Consider the following 18554-nt stretch of genomic DNA (forward strand, 5'->3'; position numbering starts at 1 on the left):
GCGCAGGGCGTTCTACTGACCCCGTGCCATAACGAGTTGGTAGAGCGCAGGGGGCCGGCTATTGACGGTGGCGTGTACGGGCGCCTACGTTCCTCCAAGCTGAATAGGAAACCTTCCTAACAGTGCTGCGAGGAGGCAGGACGATGGCCGGTACCGTCCCCGGAACCCCGGGCACCCCCAGCGTGCTGCGCGCCATGAACGACCGAGCCGCACTCGACCTGCTGGCCGCCCAAGGCCCCCTCACCCGCACCCGCATCGGCGAACTGACGGGCCTATCGAAGCCGACGACCTCCCAGCTCCTGGCCCGCCTGGAGACCGCCGGCCTCGTCCGCACCACCGGCAGCGAGACCGGCCGCCCGGGCCCGAACGCCGTCCTGTACGAGATCGACCCGGCCGCAGCCCACGTCGCCGCGCTCTCCGCCGACCCGACCGGCATCACGGCCGTCGTCGCCGACATCACCGGCACCGAACGCGGCCGCGCCCGCGTCGAGGCCGTCGCCGTCGCCGAAGACGTCCGCCACCGCACCGCGCAACTCGTCGCCGAGGCCGTGGACGCCGCGCTCGCCCAGGCCGGCATCGGCCACGACGACCTCACGGCCACCGTCATCGGCACCCCCGGCGCCATCGACCCGCACACCGGCGAACTGCGCTACGCCCCCCACCTGCCGGGCTGGCACTCCCGCACCCTCCGCGCCGAACTCGCCGAAGTCCTCGGCACGCCCGTCTCCATCGAGAACGACGTGAACCTCGCCGCCGTCGCCGAGCAGTACGAGGGCGCCGCCCAGGACCACGACGACTTCGTGCTGGCGTACGTCGACGAGGGCGTCGGCGCGGCCATCGTGCTCGGCGGCGTCCTGCTGCGCGGCGCGACCGGCGGCGCGGGCGAGATCGGCTACATGCCGCTGCCGGGCGCCCCGCTGGCCCGGGGCGGCGCCGACGTCCTGGCCCGCGACGACGCCGGCGGCGGTTTCCAGAGCCTGGTCGCGGCCCCGGCCGTACGCCAACTCGCGGGCGGCGTGAAGGACTTGACGGAGGCGCTGGCCGACGACGAGGTGTGCGCGGAGGTCGCCCGGCGGCTCGCCACCGGACTCGCCGCCGTCGTCGCCGTCGTGGACCCCGAACTCGTCGTGCTGTCCGGGCAGGTCGCCCAGGCGGGCGGCGAACCCCTGCGCGCCCGCGTCGAGGCCGAACTGACCGGACTCGCCCTGCCCCGCCCGCAGTTGAGGATCAGCGACCTCGCCGACGACCCGATCCTCACCGGCGCCCTGCGCTCCGCGCTCGGCCAGGCCCGCGACCAGGTCTTCGACACCAGCGACGCCTGACCCCGGGCGCCCGCGTCCCCGTACCTCCGCACCCCGCGTCCCCGTACCCCCGTACACCGCACCCCCCGTACCCCCGCTCCCCCGGCCCCTCCCCAGTAAAGGACGTCCGCCATGCCGCGATGGCGTATACCCCTGCGCGTGCCCGTGGCGCTCGCCGCCGGTGCGCTGCTGCTCGCCGGCTGCGCCAACCCCAGCACCGGCAGCGCCGACGACGACCCGACCAAGCCCGTGACGATCACGTTCTGGCACGGCTGGTCGGCGACCGGCGAGGTCAAGGCGATCAACGACTCGATCGCCCGCTTCGAGGCGAGCCACCCGAACATCAAGGTCCACTCCGTCGGCAACGTCACCGACGCCACGATCAACCAGGCGCTGCGCGCGGGCGGCGACAAGGCCCCTGACGTCGTCTCGTCGTTCACCACGAACAACGTCGGCCAGTACTGCGACTCCGGGATGTGGGTGAACCTCGACCCGTTCATGCGCAGGACCGGGCTCGACAAGGAGAAGGTCTTCCCGCGCACGCTGCTCGACTACACGGGCTACCGGGGCAACCAGTGCGCGCTGCCGCTGCTCGCCGACGCGTACGGCATGTACTACAACAAGGACGCGTTCGAGGAGGCGGGCATCGCGCGCCCGCCCCGGACCATGTCCGAACTGGCCGCCGACGCCAAGAAGTTGACCAAGCGCAAGGGCGACTCGTACGAGCGCGTCGGGTTCATGCCGAACTTCCGGCTCTACCAGAACAGCCCCGACCGGCTGTTCGCGCAGTGGGGCCCCACCTACTTCGACAAGGCGGGCCACTCCCGGCTGGCGAAGGACCCGGCCTCGTACGACTTCTTCCGTACGACGCGGAAGCTGATCGACGCGCAGGGCGGGTACCGGGCGCTGGAGCGGTTCCGTACCTCGTTCGGGGACGAGATGTCGAGCCAGAACGCGTTCCTCGCGGGCAAGCTCGCCATGCACATGGACGGCGAATGGCGCGGTCTGCTGCTGAACGAGGCGAAGGCGCCCTTCCACTGGGGCGTCGCGCCGCTGCCCGTGCCGGACGACCAGCCGCAGGCGTACGGGCGCGGCTATCTGACCGGCACGGTCGCCGGCATCGCGCACAGCAGCAAGCACCAGAACGCGGCGTGGGAGCTGGTGAAGTTCCTGACGACGGACACCGATCAGGTCGTCGCCTTCGCCAACGCGATCCACAACGTGCCCTCGACGAAGGCGGCGCTCGCCTCGCCGAAGCTGGACGCCGACCCGACGTTCCGCGCGTTCCTCTCCATCGCGAAGAACAAGTACAGCCAGGCCATGCCGCAGTCGACCAACGGCGGCATGTACATCACGCAGCTCCAGGACTTCTCGTACTCCGCCGAGGCCGGTGAGGTCCCCGACCTCAGGAAGGGCCTGCGCCGCCTGGACCGCCTCATCGACGCCGACACCCTCCAGTCCGAGAACTGACGGGCCCCAACGGATCAGGACCTACGCGATGGCACTCACACTCTCCCGGCCCGCGCGCCGCAGACTGCGCACGCTCGGCTTCCTCTCCCCGTGGCTGATCGGGTTCAGCGTCTTCTTCGCGTACCCGCTGCTGGCCACCGTCTACTTCTCGTTCATGCACTACAACCAGATCAAGGCGCCCACCTTCGTGGGGCTGCGGAACTGGACGTACGTGTTCCGGGACATGCCGCTGTTCGGTCCCGCCCTGTGGAACACGCTGTGGCTGGTCGTGGTGATGGTCGCGCTGCGGGTCGTCTTCGGGCTCTCGCTCGGGCTGCTCGTCACGAAGATCAAGAGCGGGGTCGGCCTGTTCCGCACCGCGTTCTACCTGCCCTATCTCGCGCCGCCGGTCGCCGCCACGGTCGCCTTCGTCTTCCTGCTCAACCCGGGCACAGGACCGGTCAACGGCCTCCTCGCCAAGATCGGCGTCGAGGGCCCGAACTGGTTCAACGACCCGGCCTGGGCCAAGCCCTCGCTGGTCCTGCTGTCGCTGTGGGGCATCGGCGACCTCATGGTCATCTTCATGGCGGCGCTGCTCGACGTGCCCAAGGAGCAGTACGAGGCCGCCGACCTGGACGGGGCGGGCCCCTGGGCCAAGTTCCGGTACGTGACCTGGCCCTCGATCACGCCCATCGTGATGTTCGCCGTCGTCACCGGCGTCGTCCAGACCATGCAGTACTACACGCAGGCCCTCGTCGCCGGGAAGATCGCCTCCGGTGTCTCCATCGGACCCGGCTCGGTCATCCAGCCCGGCTACCCCGACCACTCGACCCTCACGGTCCCCCAGCTCGTCTACTCGATGGGCTTCCAGAACTTCAACACCGGGGCGGCGTGCGTGCTCTCGCTCGTGCTGTTCGCCCTCGCCATGGCCGTGACCATGCTGCTCATGCGCAAGCGCTCGGGCCTGCTCGCGGCGGAGGACTGACCGACATGACGACCACGACCCTCAGCCCGGCGCCCGGCGCCGCCACCGACACCTCTCGCGCCTCGGGCCCCGCCCGCGCCCGCGCCCGCCGCCGCGCGGCCCTGAACTGGATCGCCGTGCACAGCGTGGCCCTCGCGGTCGCCCTGCTGTTCGTGCTCCCGTTCGTCTTCGTCTTCCTCACCTCCGTGATGAGCGACAGCCAGGCGATGAGCGGCGACCTGTGGCCGTCCTCCTGGCACTGGGAGAACTACAAGGCCGTCTTCCGGACCGAGGGCTTCCTCGACTGGTGGAAGAACTCCCTGATGTACGCGGCCCTCGGCACCCTGTTCACGGTGTGCTCCGCGATCCCGGTGGCGTACGCCCTCGCCAAGTTCCGCTTCCGGGGCAGGCGTACGGCGATGATCCTCGTCATCGCCACGATGATGCTGCCGCCGCAGGTCATCGTCATCCCCATGTACCTCGTGTGGGCGCAGCAGTTCCATCTCTCCGGGACGCTGTGGCCGCTGATCATCCCCATGGCGTTCGGCGACGCGTACTCGATCTTCCTGCTGCGCCAGTTCCTGCTGACGATCCCCAAGGAGTACATCGAGTCGGCGCGCGTGGACGGCTGCGGCGAACTGCGCACCCTGCTGCGGGTCGTGGTGCCGATGGCCAAGCCGGGCATCGCCGCGATCTCCCTGTTCCAGTTCTTCTACTGCTGGAACGACTACTTCGGGCCGCAGATCTACGCGGCCCAGAACCCGGCTTCCTGGACGCTGAGTTACGGGCTCGAGTCCTTCAAGTCGGCGCACAGCGTCAACTGGAACCTGACGATGGCGGCGACCCTCCTCGTGATGGCGCCCGTCTGCATCGTCTTCTTCTTCGCACAGAAGGCCTTCGTCGAAGGCGTCACCCTGACCGGAGTCAAGGGCTAAGGACGGAATCTCGGTTATGAAGCTCGCAGTGGTCGGCGGAGGCTCGACCTACACACCCGAACTCATCGACGGCTTCGCGCGGTTGAGGGACACCCTGCCCATCGAGGAGCTGGTCCTCCTCGACCCGGCGGCCGACCGCCTCGAACTCGTCGGCGGGCTCGCCCGGCGCATCTTCGCCAAGCAGGGCCACCCCGGCACCATCCGTACGACCTCCGACGTGGACGCGGGGGTGGCCGGCGCGGACGCCGTGCTGCTCCAGTTGCGCGTCGGCGGGCAGGCCGCCCGCAACCAGGACGAGACATGGCCGCTGGAGTGCGGCTGCGTCGGCCAGGAGACCACCGGCGCGGGCGGTCTCGCCAAGGCGCTGCGCACGGTCCCCGTCGTCCTCGACATCGCCGAGCGCGTGCGCCGCGCCAACCCCGACGCGTGGATCATCGACTTCACCAACCCCGTCGGCATCGTCACCCGGGCCCTGCTCCAGGCCGGGCACAAGGCGGTCGGCCTGTGCAACGTGGCGATCGGCTTCCAGCGCAAGTTCGCCGCGCTGCTCGGCGTGACGCCCGCCGAGGTCCACCTCGACCACGTCGGCCTCAACCACCTCACCTGGGAGCTGGGCGTACGCCTCGGCGGCCCGGACGGCGACGACGTGCTGCCGCGGCTGCTCGCCGAGCACGGCGACGCGGTCGCCGAGGACCTGCACATGCCGCGCGCGCTCGTCGACCGGCTCGGCGTGGTCCCCTCGTACTACCTGCGCTACTACTACCAGCACGACGCGGTCGTACGGGAACTGCGCACCAAGCCGTCGCGGGCCTCGCAAGTGGCCGAGGTGGAACGCGAGTTGCTGGCGATGTACGGCGATCCGGCCCTGGACGAGAAGCCGGCGCTGCTCGCCAAGCGCGGTGGCGCCTTCTATAGCGAGGCCGCCGTGGACCTCGCCGCGTCGCTGCTCGGCGGGGGCGGCTCCCGCCACCAGGTCGTCAACACGCTCAACGAGGGCACGCTGCCGTTCCTGCCCGACGACGCCGTGATCGAGGTCCAGGCCGAGATCACCGCGAAGGGCGCGCGCCCCCTCGCCGTCCCGGCCCTCGACCCGCTGTACGCGGGCCTCATCGCGCACGTCACCGCCTACGAGGACCTCGCCCTGCGCGCCGCGCTGCACGGCAGCCGCGACGCCGTCTTCAAGGCGCTGCTCGCGCATCCGCTGGTGGGCCAGATCGAGTACGCCGACCAGCTCACCGACCAGTTGATCGCGCACAACCGGGAGCATCTCGCGTGGGCCTGAACGTCCTTGCCATCGACGCGGGGAACAGCAAGACCGACGTCGCGGTGGTCGCGGGGGACGGCACCGTCACCGCGACCGCCCGCGGCGGCGGGTTCCAGCCGCCCCGGGTGGGCGTGGAAGCGGCCGTGGACGTGCTCGCGGAGGCGGTCGGCCAGGCGTTCGCCGCGGCCGGCGTCACCTCCGTCGAGCATGTCTCCGCGTGCCTCGCCAACGCGGACCTGCCCGTGGAGGAGGAACAGCTCGCCCGCGCCCTCCACGCGCGCGGGTGGGGGAGCACGGTCGACGTGCGCAACGACACCTTCGCCGTGCTGCGCGCCGGGCTCGTCGAGGACGCCGAGCCGCGCGGGGTCGCCGTGGTGTGCGGCGCGGGCATCAACTGCGTCGGCATGCTGCCCGACGGGCGTACCGCCCGCTTCCCCGCCATCGGGAAGATCTCCGGCGACTGGGGCGGCGGCGGGGGGCTCGCCGAGGAGGCCCTGTGGTTCGCCGCGCGCGCGGAGGACGGGCGGGGCGAGGCGACGTCCCTCATGCGGGAGTTGCCGGCGCACTTCGGACTGCCGTCCATGTACGCGCTGATCGAGGCGCTGCATCTCGGGCGGGTGCCCGTGGAGCGGCGGCACGAGTGCACTCCCGTGCTGTTCGACTGCGCGGCTCGGGGGGACGGGGTGGCGCGGGGGCTTGTCGAGCGGATGGCCGAGGAGGTCGTGGCGATGTCCGTCGTGGCGCTCGGGCGGCTCGGGTTGCTGGCGGAAGAAGTGCCGGTGCTTCTCGGGGGCAGCGTGTTGGCTGCTCGCCATGAGTTGTTGGATCGCCGGGTACGGGAGCTGCTCTCGGTCCGGGCTCCGAAGGCGGTGCCTTCCGTGGTGACGGCGCCCCCTGTCCTCGGCGCGGTTCTCTTGGCGCTGGACCACGTGAACGCCCCCGCCCCGGCCCACGCAACCGCCCGAACGTCCTACACGCCCTGACCCGCCCTTCACCTGCGCCCCGGTGGGTGCCTGATCGCGCAGTTCCCCGCGCCCCTGGATCGCCGATCACCTCTCCCCCGGTGGGGGCTGGCCGCGCAGTTCCCCGCGCCCCTGACGGGGCACACCTGTGCGTGGTCACCTGCGGGCCGGTGGGTGGCTGATCGCGCAGTTCCCCGCGCCCCTTCGGGGCACTACTGTGCGTGGTCATCCGCGGGTGCGTGGGGCTTCTCGCGCAGTTCCCCGCGCCCCTGAAGCATGCACTTCGTGCAGCTTCCCCTGAAGCGGGGCTTCGCCCCAGCTCCCTCCGATGGAGGTGGCGACGCAGTCGCCCCTCCAGGGGCGCGGGGAACTGCGCGACCAGCCACGACGAGAGTCGAGGATCAAGACCACGGGCAGGCCCACCTACCTAGGGGCGCGGGGAACTGCGCGCTCAGCCACGACGAAAGTCGAGGAAACCCACCGGCCGGAGCCAACCACCCACCCCAGGCCCGCGGCCAGTCACCGCGCACCCGGAGACCAAGATGCCCCCGGAGGGAACCGGCGTTCAGTTCTGACCGTGTTCCAGAGGGGCCGACACCGCAAGATCCAGCAAGCCCCGTGCGCATACACGCCCGGCCAGCGATACTGACGGCCGACGTACGACCATGGGGGAGGGTCGAAAGTGACGTACACGCCGAACAGATCCGGCACACCCGCGAGGGCAACGCCCCCACGCCGAACCGCCTGGGCGGAAGGCGTGGACCGCATACGCGCCGGCGCGACGACAGAACCGGGCCGCCTACGGCTGATCGGTGCCGTCCTCGCCCTCCTCGTCCTCGCGTTCGGCGCGACCACGGCCTGGCAGATGACGGACCGTCAGGCCGCGGCCGACGACGTGCTGAGCTCCAGCCAGCCCCTGAGCGCCGACGCCGCCGACATCTACCGCTCCCTGGCGGACGCCAACACCGCCGCGTCCAGCGGCTTCCTCGCCGGCGGCCAGGAGCCGGCGGCCGTACGGACCCGGTACGAGAAGAACATCCGTACCGCCGCCCGCAAACTCGTCAAGGCCGCCGCGAGCACCGACCCGGGCTCCCCCTCCGCCCGCACGATCGAGAAGCTCAACACGCTGCTGCCCGAGTACAAGGGCCTGATCGAGCGGGCCCGCGCCAACAACCGGCAGGGCTTCCCGCTGGGCGGCGCGTATCTGCGGTACGCCAACGAGAAGATGCAGACGCAGATGCTGCCGGCCGCCGAGGACCTGTACACGAAGGAGAACCAGCGGCTGCGCGGCGACTACGACGCGGCGGCCCCCTACCCCTGGTTCGCGCTCGCGCTCGGCGTCCTCGCGCTGGGCGCCCTGGTGTGGGCGCAGCGCCGCAACTACCGTCGCACGAACCGGGTGTTCAACCAGGGCCTGCTGGCGGCGACCGCGGCGACGACGGTCGTGCTGCTGTGGCTCGCGGTGGGGCACTCGGTGGCGCGCAGCGGGCTCAACTCCTCGTACGACCACGGCGTACGCTCGCTGAACGTGCTGCACGACGCGTCGATCGCGTCGCTGAAGGCGCGGGGGAACGAGAACCTGACCCTGGTCAGCCGGGGCGCGGAGACCGTCTCGGTGAAGGGTGTGACGAAGGACAAGTACGACGTCGACTTCCAGCGGCAGATGTCGACGCTCGCGGGGAAGCTGAAGGACGCGGACGCGCTCGCCGACGACACGGCGGGCCGGACCCCGGTCGCCGGCGCGGACGCGAGCATGAAGGAGTGGCGCAAGCGGCACACGGTCGCCCGTGAGCAGGACGACGCGGGCAACTACCAGGGCGCCCTCGACAAGATCATCGGGTCGAAGAAGGACAAGCCGACCGGCGAGTGCTTCGATCTGGTGGACAAGAACCTGGACAGGGCGCTGGCGCACGAGCAGCGCCAGTTCGACACGGACGCGGGTGCGGGCCGGGACGCGATGACGGGTCTCGGCGCGGGCGCGGCGGTCCTCGCGGTGCTGGCCGCGGCGGGCGCCGTGCTCGGCATCGGACGCAGGCTTTCGGAGTACCGGTGAGAGGGGGTGCGCGGATGGCCGGGCACGGCGGACGCCCGAGGGTGAGTCTGCGCGGCTGGGGCGGTGTGGCCACGATGGCGGTGGCCTGCGCGCTGACGGCGGTGCTGGCGCTGCTGCTCCCCCTGACCCAGCGCGAGAGCGACGGCAGCACGGGCGCCGGCTCGGCGGGACTGGCCGAGGGGCGCCAGGCCCGCGCGAGCGACTGCGCGCCCGGCGTCGACGGCAAGGAGCCGGAGCGGAGCCTGCGGCCGTCGGGCGACGACGGCGGTGCGGCGGTGCGGGCGATCAAGGACCGCGGTTATCTGTCGGTCGGCGTCGACCAGAACAGCTTCCGCTGGGGCTACCGCGATCCCAACAGCTCGGCGCGCAGCAGTGAGCTGGAGGGCTTCGACATCGATCTGGTGCACGAGATCGCCGGCAAGATCCTCGGCGACCCCGGCAAGGTCCGCTTCCACGCCATCCCGACGAACGAGCGGATCCCGGCGATCCAGCGCGGTGACGTCGACATGGTGGTGCGCACGATGACGATCAGCTGCGACCGGCTGAAGGACGTGGCGTTCTCCACCGCGTACTTCCAGACGGGTCAGCAGGTCCTCGCGCCGAAGGCGTCCGCGGTCACCGGGTACGACGGTTCGCTCGCGGGCCGGCGGATCTGCTCGGCGGCGGGTTCGACGGCCGAGGCGGCGCTCAAGGACGGCAAGCAGAAGGGCGAGCTGCCGGGCAGCGCGGACATCACGACGACCGTGCCGAACCAGCTCGACTGCCTGGTGCGGCTCCAGTTGGGCGAGGTGGACGCGGTGGTCACCGACGGCGCGCTGGCCGCGAGCCAGGCCGCGCAGGACCCGACGGTCGAGCTGAAGGGCAAGCCGTTCACCAAGGAGTTCTACGGTGTGGCCATGAAGAAGGGCGCCGACGACCTGGTCCGCCGGGTCAACGGGGTGCTGGCCGACTACCGCAAGGACGGCGGCTGGCAGAAGGCGTACGACAAGTGGCTGGAGCCCGCGCTCGGCGCGTCCGACGGGCCGCCCGCACCGAAGTACCGGTAGCGGCAAGGCGGTTGCGGCGTACGGAGTGCGGTCCTGGGGCAGTGCCGGGTTTTCGAGGAAGCGAGAGGTGATCGATGGGCGTCACGGGACCCCCTGGTCCGGTGATGGACCGGGACGAGGTCGACCGTGCCCTGGCCCGGCTCGGCGCCGAGCACGAGGCGATCGAGACCTCGCTGCTCGCGCTCCAGGACCACGCGGGACGCCGGCTGCTCGAAGGGGCGGAGCTGACCGGGACGACCCGGGAGCGCTGGGCGGCGGCCGAGCAGGAGATCACGCTGCTGTGGGCGTACTTCGACGCGTACGCGGGCGCGCTGCGCACGGCGCGGTCGGTGCGCTCGCGGCGCCGCTGGCTCGCCCGTGAGGACCTGGTGGAGCTGACGGAGCTGCTGCGCGGCGAGTCGGTGACGGTGGCGTCCGGCGCGGGCGCCGCGCCGCCGTCGCTCACGGGCCCGGCGAAGCTGTCCGAGCGGTTCACGCTGGCGGCGCTCGTGGAGCGGATGAACGAGCTGTACGCGTCGTCCCTCGACATGGTCGTCGCCGCCGACGCGGTGTGGTCGGCGCTGCCCGCCCGTATCGACCTGCTCGCCACGGAGTTGGCCCGCACCCGGCAGCTCGCGCACTCCGTCGGCGTACGGCCGGGTGAGCATCCGGCGGGCGACGACCTGGAGCGGATCACGCGGGCGCTGGCCCGGCTGCGCGAGGAGGTCGTCTCCGATCCGCTGGCGTACTGGCGCAAGGCGCACGGGAGTTCGGCGCCCGGGGGCGGGCGGCCGGACACGACGGCGTACGACAAGCAGGCGCTGGCGCTCGACGAGGTGCGGCGCGAGATCGAGGCGGTGCTGACGGTCCGGCAGGACGCGGAGGCGCGACTCGGGCGGCTGCGGGACCTGCTGTCGCGGGCGGACCGCACGCTCGCGGAGGCACGTTCGGCGCGCGGCGAGGTGCTGGCGAAGATCGCCGCGTCGGAGGTGCCCGCGGTGTCGGGTCCGCCGACGGCGTTGCAGGAGCAGCTCGCGGCGGCGGCCGAGTACCGCAGGCACGGCCAGTGGCACCGCCTGTCGCCGCTGCTGGAGTCCCTGGAGACGAAGGCGGAGGACGAACTGCTGCGCGCCCGCGAGTCGTTGACGGCGGTGACGGCTCCGCTGGCGGTGCGGGCGGAGCTGCGCGGGCGGCTCGACGCGTACAAGGCGAAGGTGACGCGGCTGGGGTTCGCGGAGGACCCGTTCCTCACCGAGCGCTACGACGCGGCGCGCCGCATGCTGTGGAGCGCGCCCTGCGATCTGCGGGCGGCGGAGGCGGCGGTGCTGCGCTACCAGCGGGCGGCGGCCGAGGCGCTGACGCCGACGGACCAGAGGGGGGAGTAGTGGTCGTGCCCGAGGCACAGAAGTGCACGCGGCCCACGTGTACGGGGTCGTACGAGGACGTGGGCGGGGAGTTGTACTGCGACACGTGCGGGCTCAAGCCGGCGCTCCCGGCGCAGTCGGCGGGCCCGGACTCGGCGGCGACGCGGGTGCGGGGGCAGGCGGCGGTCGCGGGCGCGGGCTCCGGGCGCGCGGGCGGCGGTGCGGGCGGTCTCGGGGCTCCGGCGTCCGGGTCCGCACCCAGCCGGCCGCCGGCCCCCTCCCCCATGGCGGGCGGCGCGTCCTGCCAGCGGCCCGGCTGCGAGGGCGCGTACGAGGACATGGGCGGGGGCGAGCTGTACTGCGACACGTGCGGGCTCGCGCCGGTCGTCGCGGCGAACGGGATGGTGTCGTCGCCGCCGACCGGGATCGCGGCGGGCGGGGCGCGGGGTTCGCAGAGTTCGGCGTCGAGTTCGCGGGCGTCCTCGCGGGCGTCGTCGCGTTCCTCGCAGTCGCGGCGCTCGGTGTCGGGCCGGCTGTCGCGGTCGCTGTCGGGGGCGTCCACGTCGCGGTCGGTGTCGGTGCGCAGTTCGGGGGCGTCGGCGAGCAGTTCGGGGCGGGCGCGGCTCGGCGCGGGCCTGGTGCGGGTGCCGGACGTGCCGCGTCCCGACCCGCGCGCGATGGTGCAGGAGAACCCCGAGGTCCCCGAGAGGAAGCGATTCTGCTCGCGGTCGGACTGCGGGGCGCCGGTGGGCCGCTCGCGCGGGGACAGGCCGGGCCGTACCGAGGGGTTCTGCACCAAGTGCGGGCACCCGTACTCGTTCGTGCCGAAGCTGTCGGCGGGCGACGTGGTGCACGGCCAGTACGAGGTCGTGGGCTGTCTCGCGCACGGCGGTCTCGGCTGGGTCTACCTCGCCGTGGACCGCGCGGTCTCCGACCGCTGGGTGGTCCTCAAGGGCCTCCTGGACACCGGCGACCAGGACGCGATGGCGGCGGCGATCTCCGAGCGCCGCTTCCTCGCCGAGATCGAGCACAGCAACATCGTGCGGATCTACAACTTCGTCGAACACCTCGACCAGCGCACCGGCTCCATGGACGGCTACATCGTCATGGAGTACGTCGGCGGCAAGTCCCTCAAGGAGATCGCCAACGAGCGGCGCACGGTCGACGGCCGCCGCGACCCGCTCCCCGTCGAGCAGGCGTGCGCGTACGGCATCGAGGCCCTGGAGGCTCTCGGTCATCTGCACAGCCGCAACCTGCTGTACTGCGACTTCAAGGTCGACAACGCCATCCAGACCGAGGACCAGCTCAAGCTCATCGACATGGGCGCGGTCCGCCGCATGGACGACGACGAGTCCGCGATCTACGGCACGGTCGGCTACCAGGCGCCCGAGGTCGCGGAGCTGGGCCCCTCGATCGCCTCCGACCTGTACACGGTCGCCCGCACGCTCGCCGTGCTCACCTTCGACTTCCAGGGCTACACGAACGTGTTCGTGGACAGCCTCCCCGACCCCGACACCATCGAGGTCTTCCGCCGCTACGAGTCGTTCTACCGGCTCCTCGTGCGCGCCACCGACCCCGACCCGGGCCGTCGCTTCTCCTCCGCGCAGGAGATGGCCGAGCAGCTCACGGGCGTGCTGCGGGAGGTCGTCGCCCTCCAGACGGGCCGCCCGCGCCCGGCCCTGTCCACGCTGTTCGGGCCCGAAGTGAAGGTCACCGACACGGAGTTGTTCGCCCGGCAGGACGGCGAGGTGTCCCTGCTCGGGGCGCGCGAGGTCCCCGTACGGGTGAAGCGGGGTGCGGCCGCGCTGCCCGCCGCGCCCCCGCGCCCGGCGCTGCCGCCCTCCCCCGCCACGCTCGTACGGGCCCTGCACGCGCCGGCGACCGCGCTCGCGCTGCCCGTGCCGCGCGTCGACCAGAACGACCCGAACGCCGGGTTCCTCGCGGGGCTCATCGCGTCCGCGCCCGCCGAGCTGATAGCGGCGCTGCACGCGGCGCCGACCGGCTCGCTCGAACTGCGGCTGCGGGAGCTGCGGGCCCGCCTGGAGATGGGCGAGACGGACTCGGCGGTGCGCGGTCTCACCGCTCTCGAGGCCGACCACCCCGACGACTGGCGGGTCGTCTGGTACCGGGGCGTCGCGGCCCTCGCCACCGGCGACCACGCGCACGCGGCGCTCGCCTTCGACGCCGTCTACGACGCGTTCCCCGGCGAGCCCGCGCCGAAGCTGGCGCTCGGGGTGTGCGCGGAGGTCCTCGGCCAGCTGGACAACGCGGCGGAGTACTACCGCCTGGTGTGGGCGACCGACCCGAGCTATGTCAGCGCCGCGTTCGGCCTGGCCCGGGTGCGGCTCGCGGCCGGCGACCGGGGCGGCGCGGTACGCACCCTGGAGTCGGTCCCCGAGTCGTCCATCCACTACACGGCGGCGCGCGTGGCCGCCGTACGGGCCAGGCTGCGCGGCCGGGTCGTCGCGGGCGCCGCGCCCGACGGCGATCCGCTGCTGGGCGATCTGACGGCGGCGGCGGGGCAGGTGGAGGCCCTGGAGGCGTTCGGTCTCGACGCCGTGCGCAGGGAGCAGTTGTCCACCGAGGTCCTCGGCACGGCGCTCGACTGGGTACTCTCCGGTAGGCAGGGTTCCGGTCAGCGGCCGGGGCCCGGACGCACGGCGGTACTCGGCAACGACCTGGACGAGCGCGGCCTGCGCCTGGGCCTTGAGCGCTCGTACCGGACACTGGCCAGGCTCGCTCAGCGCGGCGAGGAGAGGATCGAACTGGTGGAGCGGGCCAACCGCTACCGCCCCCGGACGTGGGTGTGAGTTGATGTCGCAGACGCACGAGCTGGCCGCCTGCCCCAGCTGCGAGGAGCCGCTCGACAAGAGCGACCGCTTCTGCGGGGCCTGCGGATACGACCTGTCGGCGGGCCCGCGCCCGGCGGCCGCCGAGGGCGCGCCGTCGCCCCGGGAGACGGACGGCGAGGCCGCGCCCGCCGCGTCCGCCGCGTCCGCTCCCGCCGGGCAGGACCCGGCGCCCGAGGGGCCAGGTCCGTCCGTCGAGTGGCCCGCCGCCGAGGCGGAGAGCACGGGCTCGCCCGCGCCCGTCCATCAGGCGGCCGACCTGGAGGGCACCGACTCCGGCGGCGGCGAACTGCCGGGCGCCGGACGCCACGAGCCGCCCGCCGCCGCACCCCGGGGCGAGAGCGGCGAGGACGCAGCGGGCGGGCAGGACGACGGGGGCGACGACTTCCGGCTCGCCGCGCCCGATCCCCGTACCGCCTCACCCGAGCAGTTGGAGGCGGCGGCCACCACGCCGCCCGCCGGCACCAAGCTCTGCGTCGCGTGCCGCGCCGGGCACGTCGACCCGGACGGCTACTGCGAGAACTGCGGGCACGCCCAGCCCCGCGAACGCGACCACATGGAACGGGAGTTGGACGCGGTCGCCGCGGTCAGCGACCGGGGCCTGCGCCACCACCGCAACGAGGACGCGTTCGCGGTGTCCTCGGCGGCGCTGCCCGACGGCACGCCCGCGGTCGTCGCCGTGGTCTGCGACGGCGTCTCCTCCGCGACCCGGCCCGACGACGCCTCCCTCGCCGCGTCCCGCGCCGCCGACGAGGCGCTGCACGCGGCCCTGCCGCGCGGCACGCACCCGCAGCAGGCCATGCACGAGGCGATCGTCGCGGCGGCGGAGGCGGTCAACGCGCTGGCGAGCGAGCCCGAGACGGCCCGCGAGCACAAGCCCCACCAGAACGCCCCGGCCTGCACCCTCGTCTCCTGCGTCGTCACCCGCGACCTGCTCGTCGTCGGCTGGGTCGGCGACTCGCGCGCCTACTGGGTGCCCGACGAGCGCACCTCGCCCGCCGCCCGGCTCACCGAGGACGACTCGTGGGCGGCGCAGATGGTCGCGGCGGGCCTGATGAGCGAGGCGGAGGCGTACGCCGACGAGCGCGCCCACGCGATCACCGGCTGGCTCGGCGCGGACGCCTACGAACTGGAGCCGCACACCGCCTCGTTCAAGCCCGACCGGCCCGGTGTCGTCGTGGTCTGCACGGACGGCCTGTGGAACTACGCGGAGGCCGCCGACGCGATGGCCCGCGCGCTGCCCGCCGACGCGGCGGCCCGCCCGCTGCACGCGGCGCAGGTCCTCGTCGGCCACGCCCTGGACGGCGGCGGCCACGACAACGTAACAGTGGCGGTGCTGCCGTTCCCGGTCCCGGCGGCCGGGGCAGGATCGGCGTAGCACACCGGCGGGGGCCGCGCCGCACGCGGTGAACGTGCTTTCACTCAGGGGGACTTGTCAGCATGGCCATTTTCTCGAAGTCGAACGTGCCGCAGTTCTCGGTCGAGGTCTACCAGAACGAGTTCCTGCCCGAGGGCGGCCGTGACGTGGACGCGATCGTCACGGTGACCTCGACCGGCGGCGGGACCGTGGGCGGGGCGGCCGGCGCGGCGTCCGCGTACCCGGTGGACGGGGGCGGCGGCCCGGACGCGGCGGTCGTCCTCATGGTCGACTGCTCCGGTTCGATGGACTACCCGCCCGCGAAGATGCGCGGGGCGCGCGAGGCGTGCAAGGCCGCCATCGACACCCTGCGCGACGGGGTGCGGTTCGCGGTGGTCTCGGGCACGCACGTGGCGAACGAGGTCTATCCGGGCGGCGGGCGGCTCGCGGTGGCGGGCGTGGCCACCCGGGAGCAGGCGCGGCAGGCGCTGCGCAAGCTGTCGGCGGGCGGCGGCACCGCGATCGGCGGCTGGCTGCGGCTCGCGGACCGGCTCCTGTACGCCGCCGACGTGCCGCCCGGCGCCGTCCGGCACGGCATCCTGCTCACCGACGGGCGCAACGAGCACGAGGCGCCCGAGGACCTGCGGGCCGCGCTCGACGCGTGTGCGGGCCGCTTCACCTGCGACGCGCGGGGCGTCGGCACCGACTGGGAGGTGAAGGAGGTCACGGGCATCGCCTCCGCGCTGCTCGGCACCGCCGACATCGTCGCCGACCCCGAGCATCTCACCGAGGACTTCACGCGGATGATGGAGACCGCGATGGGCAAGGAGGTCGCGGACGTCGCGCTGCGGCTGTGGACACCGCTCGGCGCGGAGGTCCGGTTCGTCAAGCAGGTCGCGCCCACGGTCGAGGAGTTGACCGGGCGGCGCAGCGAGGCGGGGCCGCGCGCCGGTGACTACCCGACGGGCTCGTGGGGCGACGAGTCCCGCGACTACCACGTGTGCGTACGGGTGCCGGGGGCGGAGCTCGGCCAGGAGATGCTGGCCGCCCGCGTCTCCCTGGTGATCCCGCACGCCGACGGCAGCGCGCAGACCCTCGGGCAGGGCCTCGTACGGGCGGTGTGGACGGACGACATGGCGGCCTCCACCTCGATCAACGCGCAGGTCGCGCACTACACGGGCCAGGCCGAACTGGCGCGGGCGATCCAGCAGGGCCTGGACGCGCGCAAGGCCGGTGACCTGGACGGGGCGACCGCGAAACTGGGCCGGGCGGTGCAGCTCGCGGCGCTCTCCGGCAACGCGGATACGGCGAAGCTGCTTTCGAAGGTGGTGGACGTGGTGGACGCCGCGGAAGGTACTGTTCGATTGAAGGCGAAGGTCGCGGAGGCCGACGAGATGACTCTCGAAACCCGGTCCACCAAGACGGTTCGCGTCAAGAAGTAGCTGGTCAGAACTACCGCAAGCCCGGTTGGTGCTTGCATGTGAAGGAGAGGGGGAAGCGCCGACATGCCGACCTGCCCGAACGGACACCAGTCGGGTTCCGACGACTGGTGCGAGGTCTGCGGTCACCGCATGGCCGGTGCCGTGCCCCCGCCCCCGCCGCCGCCTCCGGCCGCCGGCTACGGCTACCCCCCGCCGCCGCCCGCCGCGCAGGCGCCGCAGGGGGGCGGCGGTGCGCCCGAGCTGTGCCCGCAGTGCCGGACACCGCGTGAAGGGGGCGCTCCGTTCTGTGAGGAGTGCCGCTGGAACTTCCTCACGAACACCGCCACCTCGTACACGCCGGCCGCGCCGAACCCGCCGCTGCCGACCTCCGGCGGCGGTGCGCCGTCCGCGCCGGGGCCCAACCCGGCGCTGCGGTTCCAGCAGCCGCCGCAGGGGCGTGATCCGTACGAGTACCAGGGCTCGCGGCCCTCTCAGGTGAACCGGCCGGCCGAGCCGATCCCGCCGGGGCCGAACCCGTTCGGGGATCCTTCGCCCTCCGCGGGCGGCACCGGGGGTGTTCCGCAGGCGTTCCAGCAGCCCGCGCCGCCCGCGCCCGCGCCGTCCGCGCCGAATCCGTCCTTCGGGGGGAGCCCCGGCGGGGACGACTGGATGCTCCCGCCTCCGTCGTCGGGGGGCGGGTCCACGCCGCCGCCGTTCCAGCAGGGGCCTCCGTCGCAGCCGTCTCCGTCGTCGCCTTCCGCGCCTTCCGCGCCGGCCGGGCCGTCGTCCTGGTCCGCGACCATCGCGCCCGACCGGGACTACTTCATGGCGATGATGCAGCGCAGCGGGCCCGAGGCGTCGGGGCTCAACCTGCCCGCGTACTCGCCCGAGCAGCAGCGCCCGCTCGTGGGGAACCAGATCACGATCGGGCGGCGCCGGCACTCCACCGGGGACACGCCTGACATCGATCTGTCGGTGCCGCCGGAGGATCCCGGGGTGTCGCATCAGCATGCGGTGCTGGTGCAGCAGCCGGACGGGTCGTGGGCGGTGGTCGACCAGAACTCGACGAACGGTACGACGGTGAATGGCGGGGAGGATCCCATCCAGCCGTTCGTGCCTGTGCCGTTGCAGGATGGCGACCGGGTGCACGTTGGTGCGTGGACCACAATCACCATCCACCGAGCCTGACGGCGCCGCCCCCAACAAACATGCGCAGTTCCCCGCGCCCCTGGGTAGGCGGGTGGCTCCGGCCGGTGGGTCACCTCGACTTTCGTCGTGGTTGCTCGCGCAGTTCCCCGCGCCCCTGGGTGAGTGGGTGGCTCCGGCCGGTGGGCAACCTCGACTCGCGTCGTGGTTGCTCGCGCAGTTCCCCGCGCCCCTGGGTGAGTGGGTGGCTCTGCCGGTGGGTTTCCTCGACTTTCGTCGTGGCTGGTCGCGCAGTTCCCCGCGCCCCTGTCGGGGCGACTGCGTCGCCGCCTCCTCCCCTGGGGAGCTGGGGCGGAGCCCCGCTTCCCTCTAGGGCGTGTCGTCAAAGTGTCGTGCCGGGGGGCAGTATGGAGTGATGGTGCGTCGTCATGAACTGACTGATGAGGAATGGGAGTTGCTGGAGA

At 72.8% G+C, this 18554-nt stretch carries 13 protein-coding genes; all 13 read left to right on the top strand.

The annotated features are described in order from the left end of the window. Window positions 1-143: 143 nt before the first annotated feature. The 13 genes from ACZ7LY_RS27430 to ACZ7LY_RS27490 all read left to right on the top strand — a co-directional run bounded on the left by ACZ7LY_RS27430 (window position 144) and on the right by ACZ7LY_RS27490 (window position 18132). Window positions 144-1322: an ROK family transcriptional regulator gene (locus ACZ7LY_RS27430; protein WP_471627395.1), complete on the top strand. Its 1179-nt coding sequence runs from the start codon at window positions 144-146 to the stop codon at window positions 1320-1322. A 111-nt stretch (window positions 1323-1433) separates the two neighbouring features. Continuing rightward, a complete protein-coding gene (locus ACZ7LY_RS27435; protein WP_471627396.1) occupies window positions 1434-2771 on the top strand; it encodes an ABC transporter substrate-binding protein in 1338 nt (445 codons plus the stop codon). A 28-nt stretch (window positions 2772-2799) separates the two neighbouring features. Next, complete coding sequence (locus ACZ7LY_RS27440; RefSeq protein ID WP_471627397.1) at window positions 2800-3735, top strand: carbohydrate ABC transporter permease; 936 nt, start codon at window positions 2800-2802, stop codon at window positions 3733-3735. A gap of 5 nt (window positions 3736-3740) precedes the next feature. Continuing rightward, window positions 3741-4649, top strand: coding sequence for a carbohydrate ABC transporter permease (locus ACZ7LY_RS27445; protein WP_471627398.1), 909 nt, complete (start codon window positions 3741-3743; stop codon window positions 4647-4649). A gap of 16 nt (window positions 4650-4665) precedes the next feature. After that, a complete protein-coding gene (locus ACZ7LY_RS27450; protein ID WP_471627399.1) occupies window positions 4666-5931 on the top strand; it encodes a 6-phospho-beta-glucosidase in 1266 nt (421 codons plus the stop codon). Then, window positions 5922-6896, top strand: a complete 975-nt coding sequence (locus ACZ7LY_RS27455; protein WP_471627400.1) for an N-acetylglucosamine kinase — start codon at window positions 5922-5924, stop codon at window positions 6894-6896. Before ACZ7LY_RS27450 ends, ACZ7LY_RS27455 begins: the two co-directional genes overlap by 10 nt. 661 nt (window positions 6897-7557) lie before the next feature. Beyond that, window positions 7558-8928, top strand: a complete 1371-nt coding sequence (locus tag ACZ7LY_RS27460) for a hypothetical protein (RefSeq protein WP_471627401.1) — start codon at window positions 7558-7560, stop codon at window positions 8926-8928. 14 nt (window positions 8929-8942) lie between these two features. Beyond that, window positions 8943-9974 carry a glutamate ABC transporter substrate-binding protein gene (locus ACZ7LY_RS27465; protein WP_471627402.1) on the top strand — a complete coding sequence of 344 codons (1032 nt, stop codon included), beginning with the start codon at window positions 8943-8945 and terminating at the stop codon, window positions 9972-9974. A 74-nt stretch (window positions 9975-10048) separates the two neighbouring features. After that, entirely contained in the window at window positions 10049-11338 is a 1290-nt protein-coding gene (locus ACZ7LY_RS27470) for a hypothetical protein (protein ID WP_471627403.1), read from the top strand. Between the two features lie 5 nt (window positions 11339-11343). Continuing rightward, window positions 11344-14127 (top strand): serine/threonine-protein kinase, encoded by a 2784-nt coding sequence (locus ACZ7LY_RS27475; RefSeq protein WP_471627404.1) that lies wholly within the window; start codon window positions 11344-11346, stop codon window positions 14125-14127. Window positions 14128-14131: 4 nt separating this feature from the next. Continuing rightward, complete coding sequence (locus ACZ7LY_RS27480; RefSeq protein ID WP_471627405.1) at window positions 14132-15544, top strand: PP2C family serine/threonine-protein phosphatase; 1413 nt, start codon at window positions 14132-14134, stop codon at window positions 15542-15544. Window positions 15545-15606: 62 nt separating this feature from the next. Continuing rightward, on the top strand, window positions 15607-16965 hold the full coding sequence (locus ACZ7LY_RS27485; RefSeq protein ID WP_471627406.1) for a vWA domain-containing protein: 1359 nt from the start codon (window positions 15607-15609) through the stop codon (window positions 16963-16965). Window positions 16966-17028: 63 nt separating this feature from the next. Next, window positions 17029-18132 (top strand): FHA domain-containing protein, encoded by a 1104-nt coding sequence (locus ACZ7LY_RS27490; RefSeq protein ID WP_471627407.1) that lies wholly within the window; start codon window positions 17029-17031, stop codon window positions 18130-18132. Window positions 18133-18554: the final 422 nt, after the last annotated feature.

The sequence above is a fragment of the Streptomyces sp. NPDC107550 genome (genome assembly GCF_055639095.1).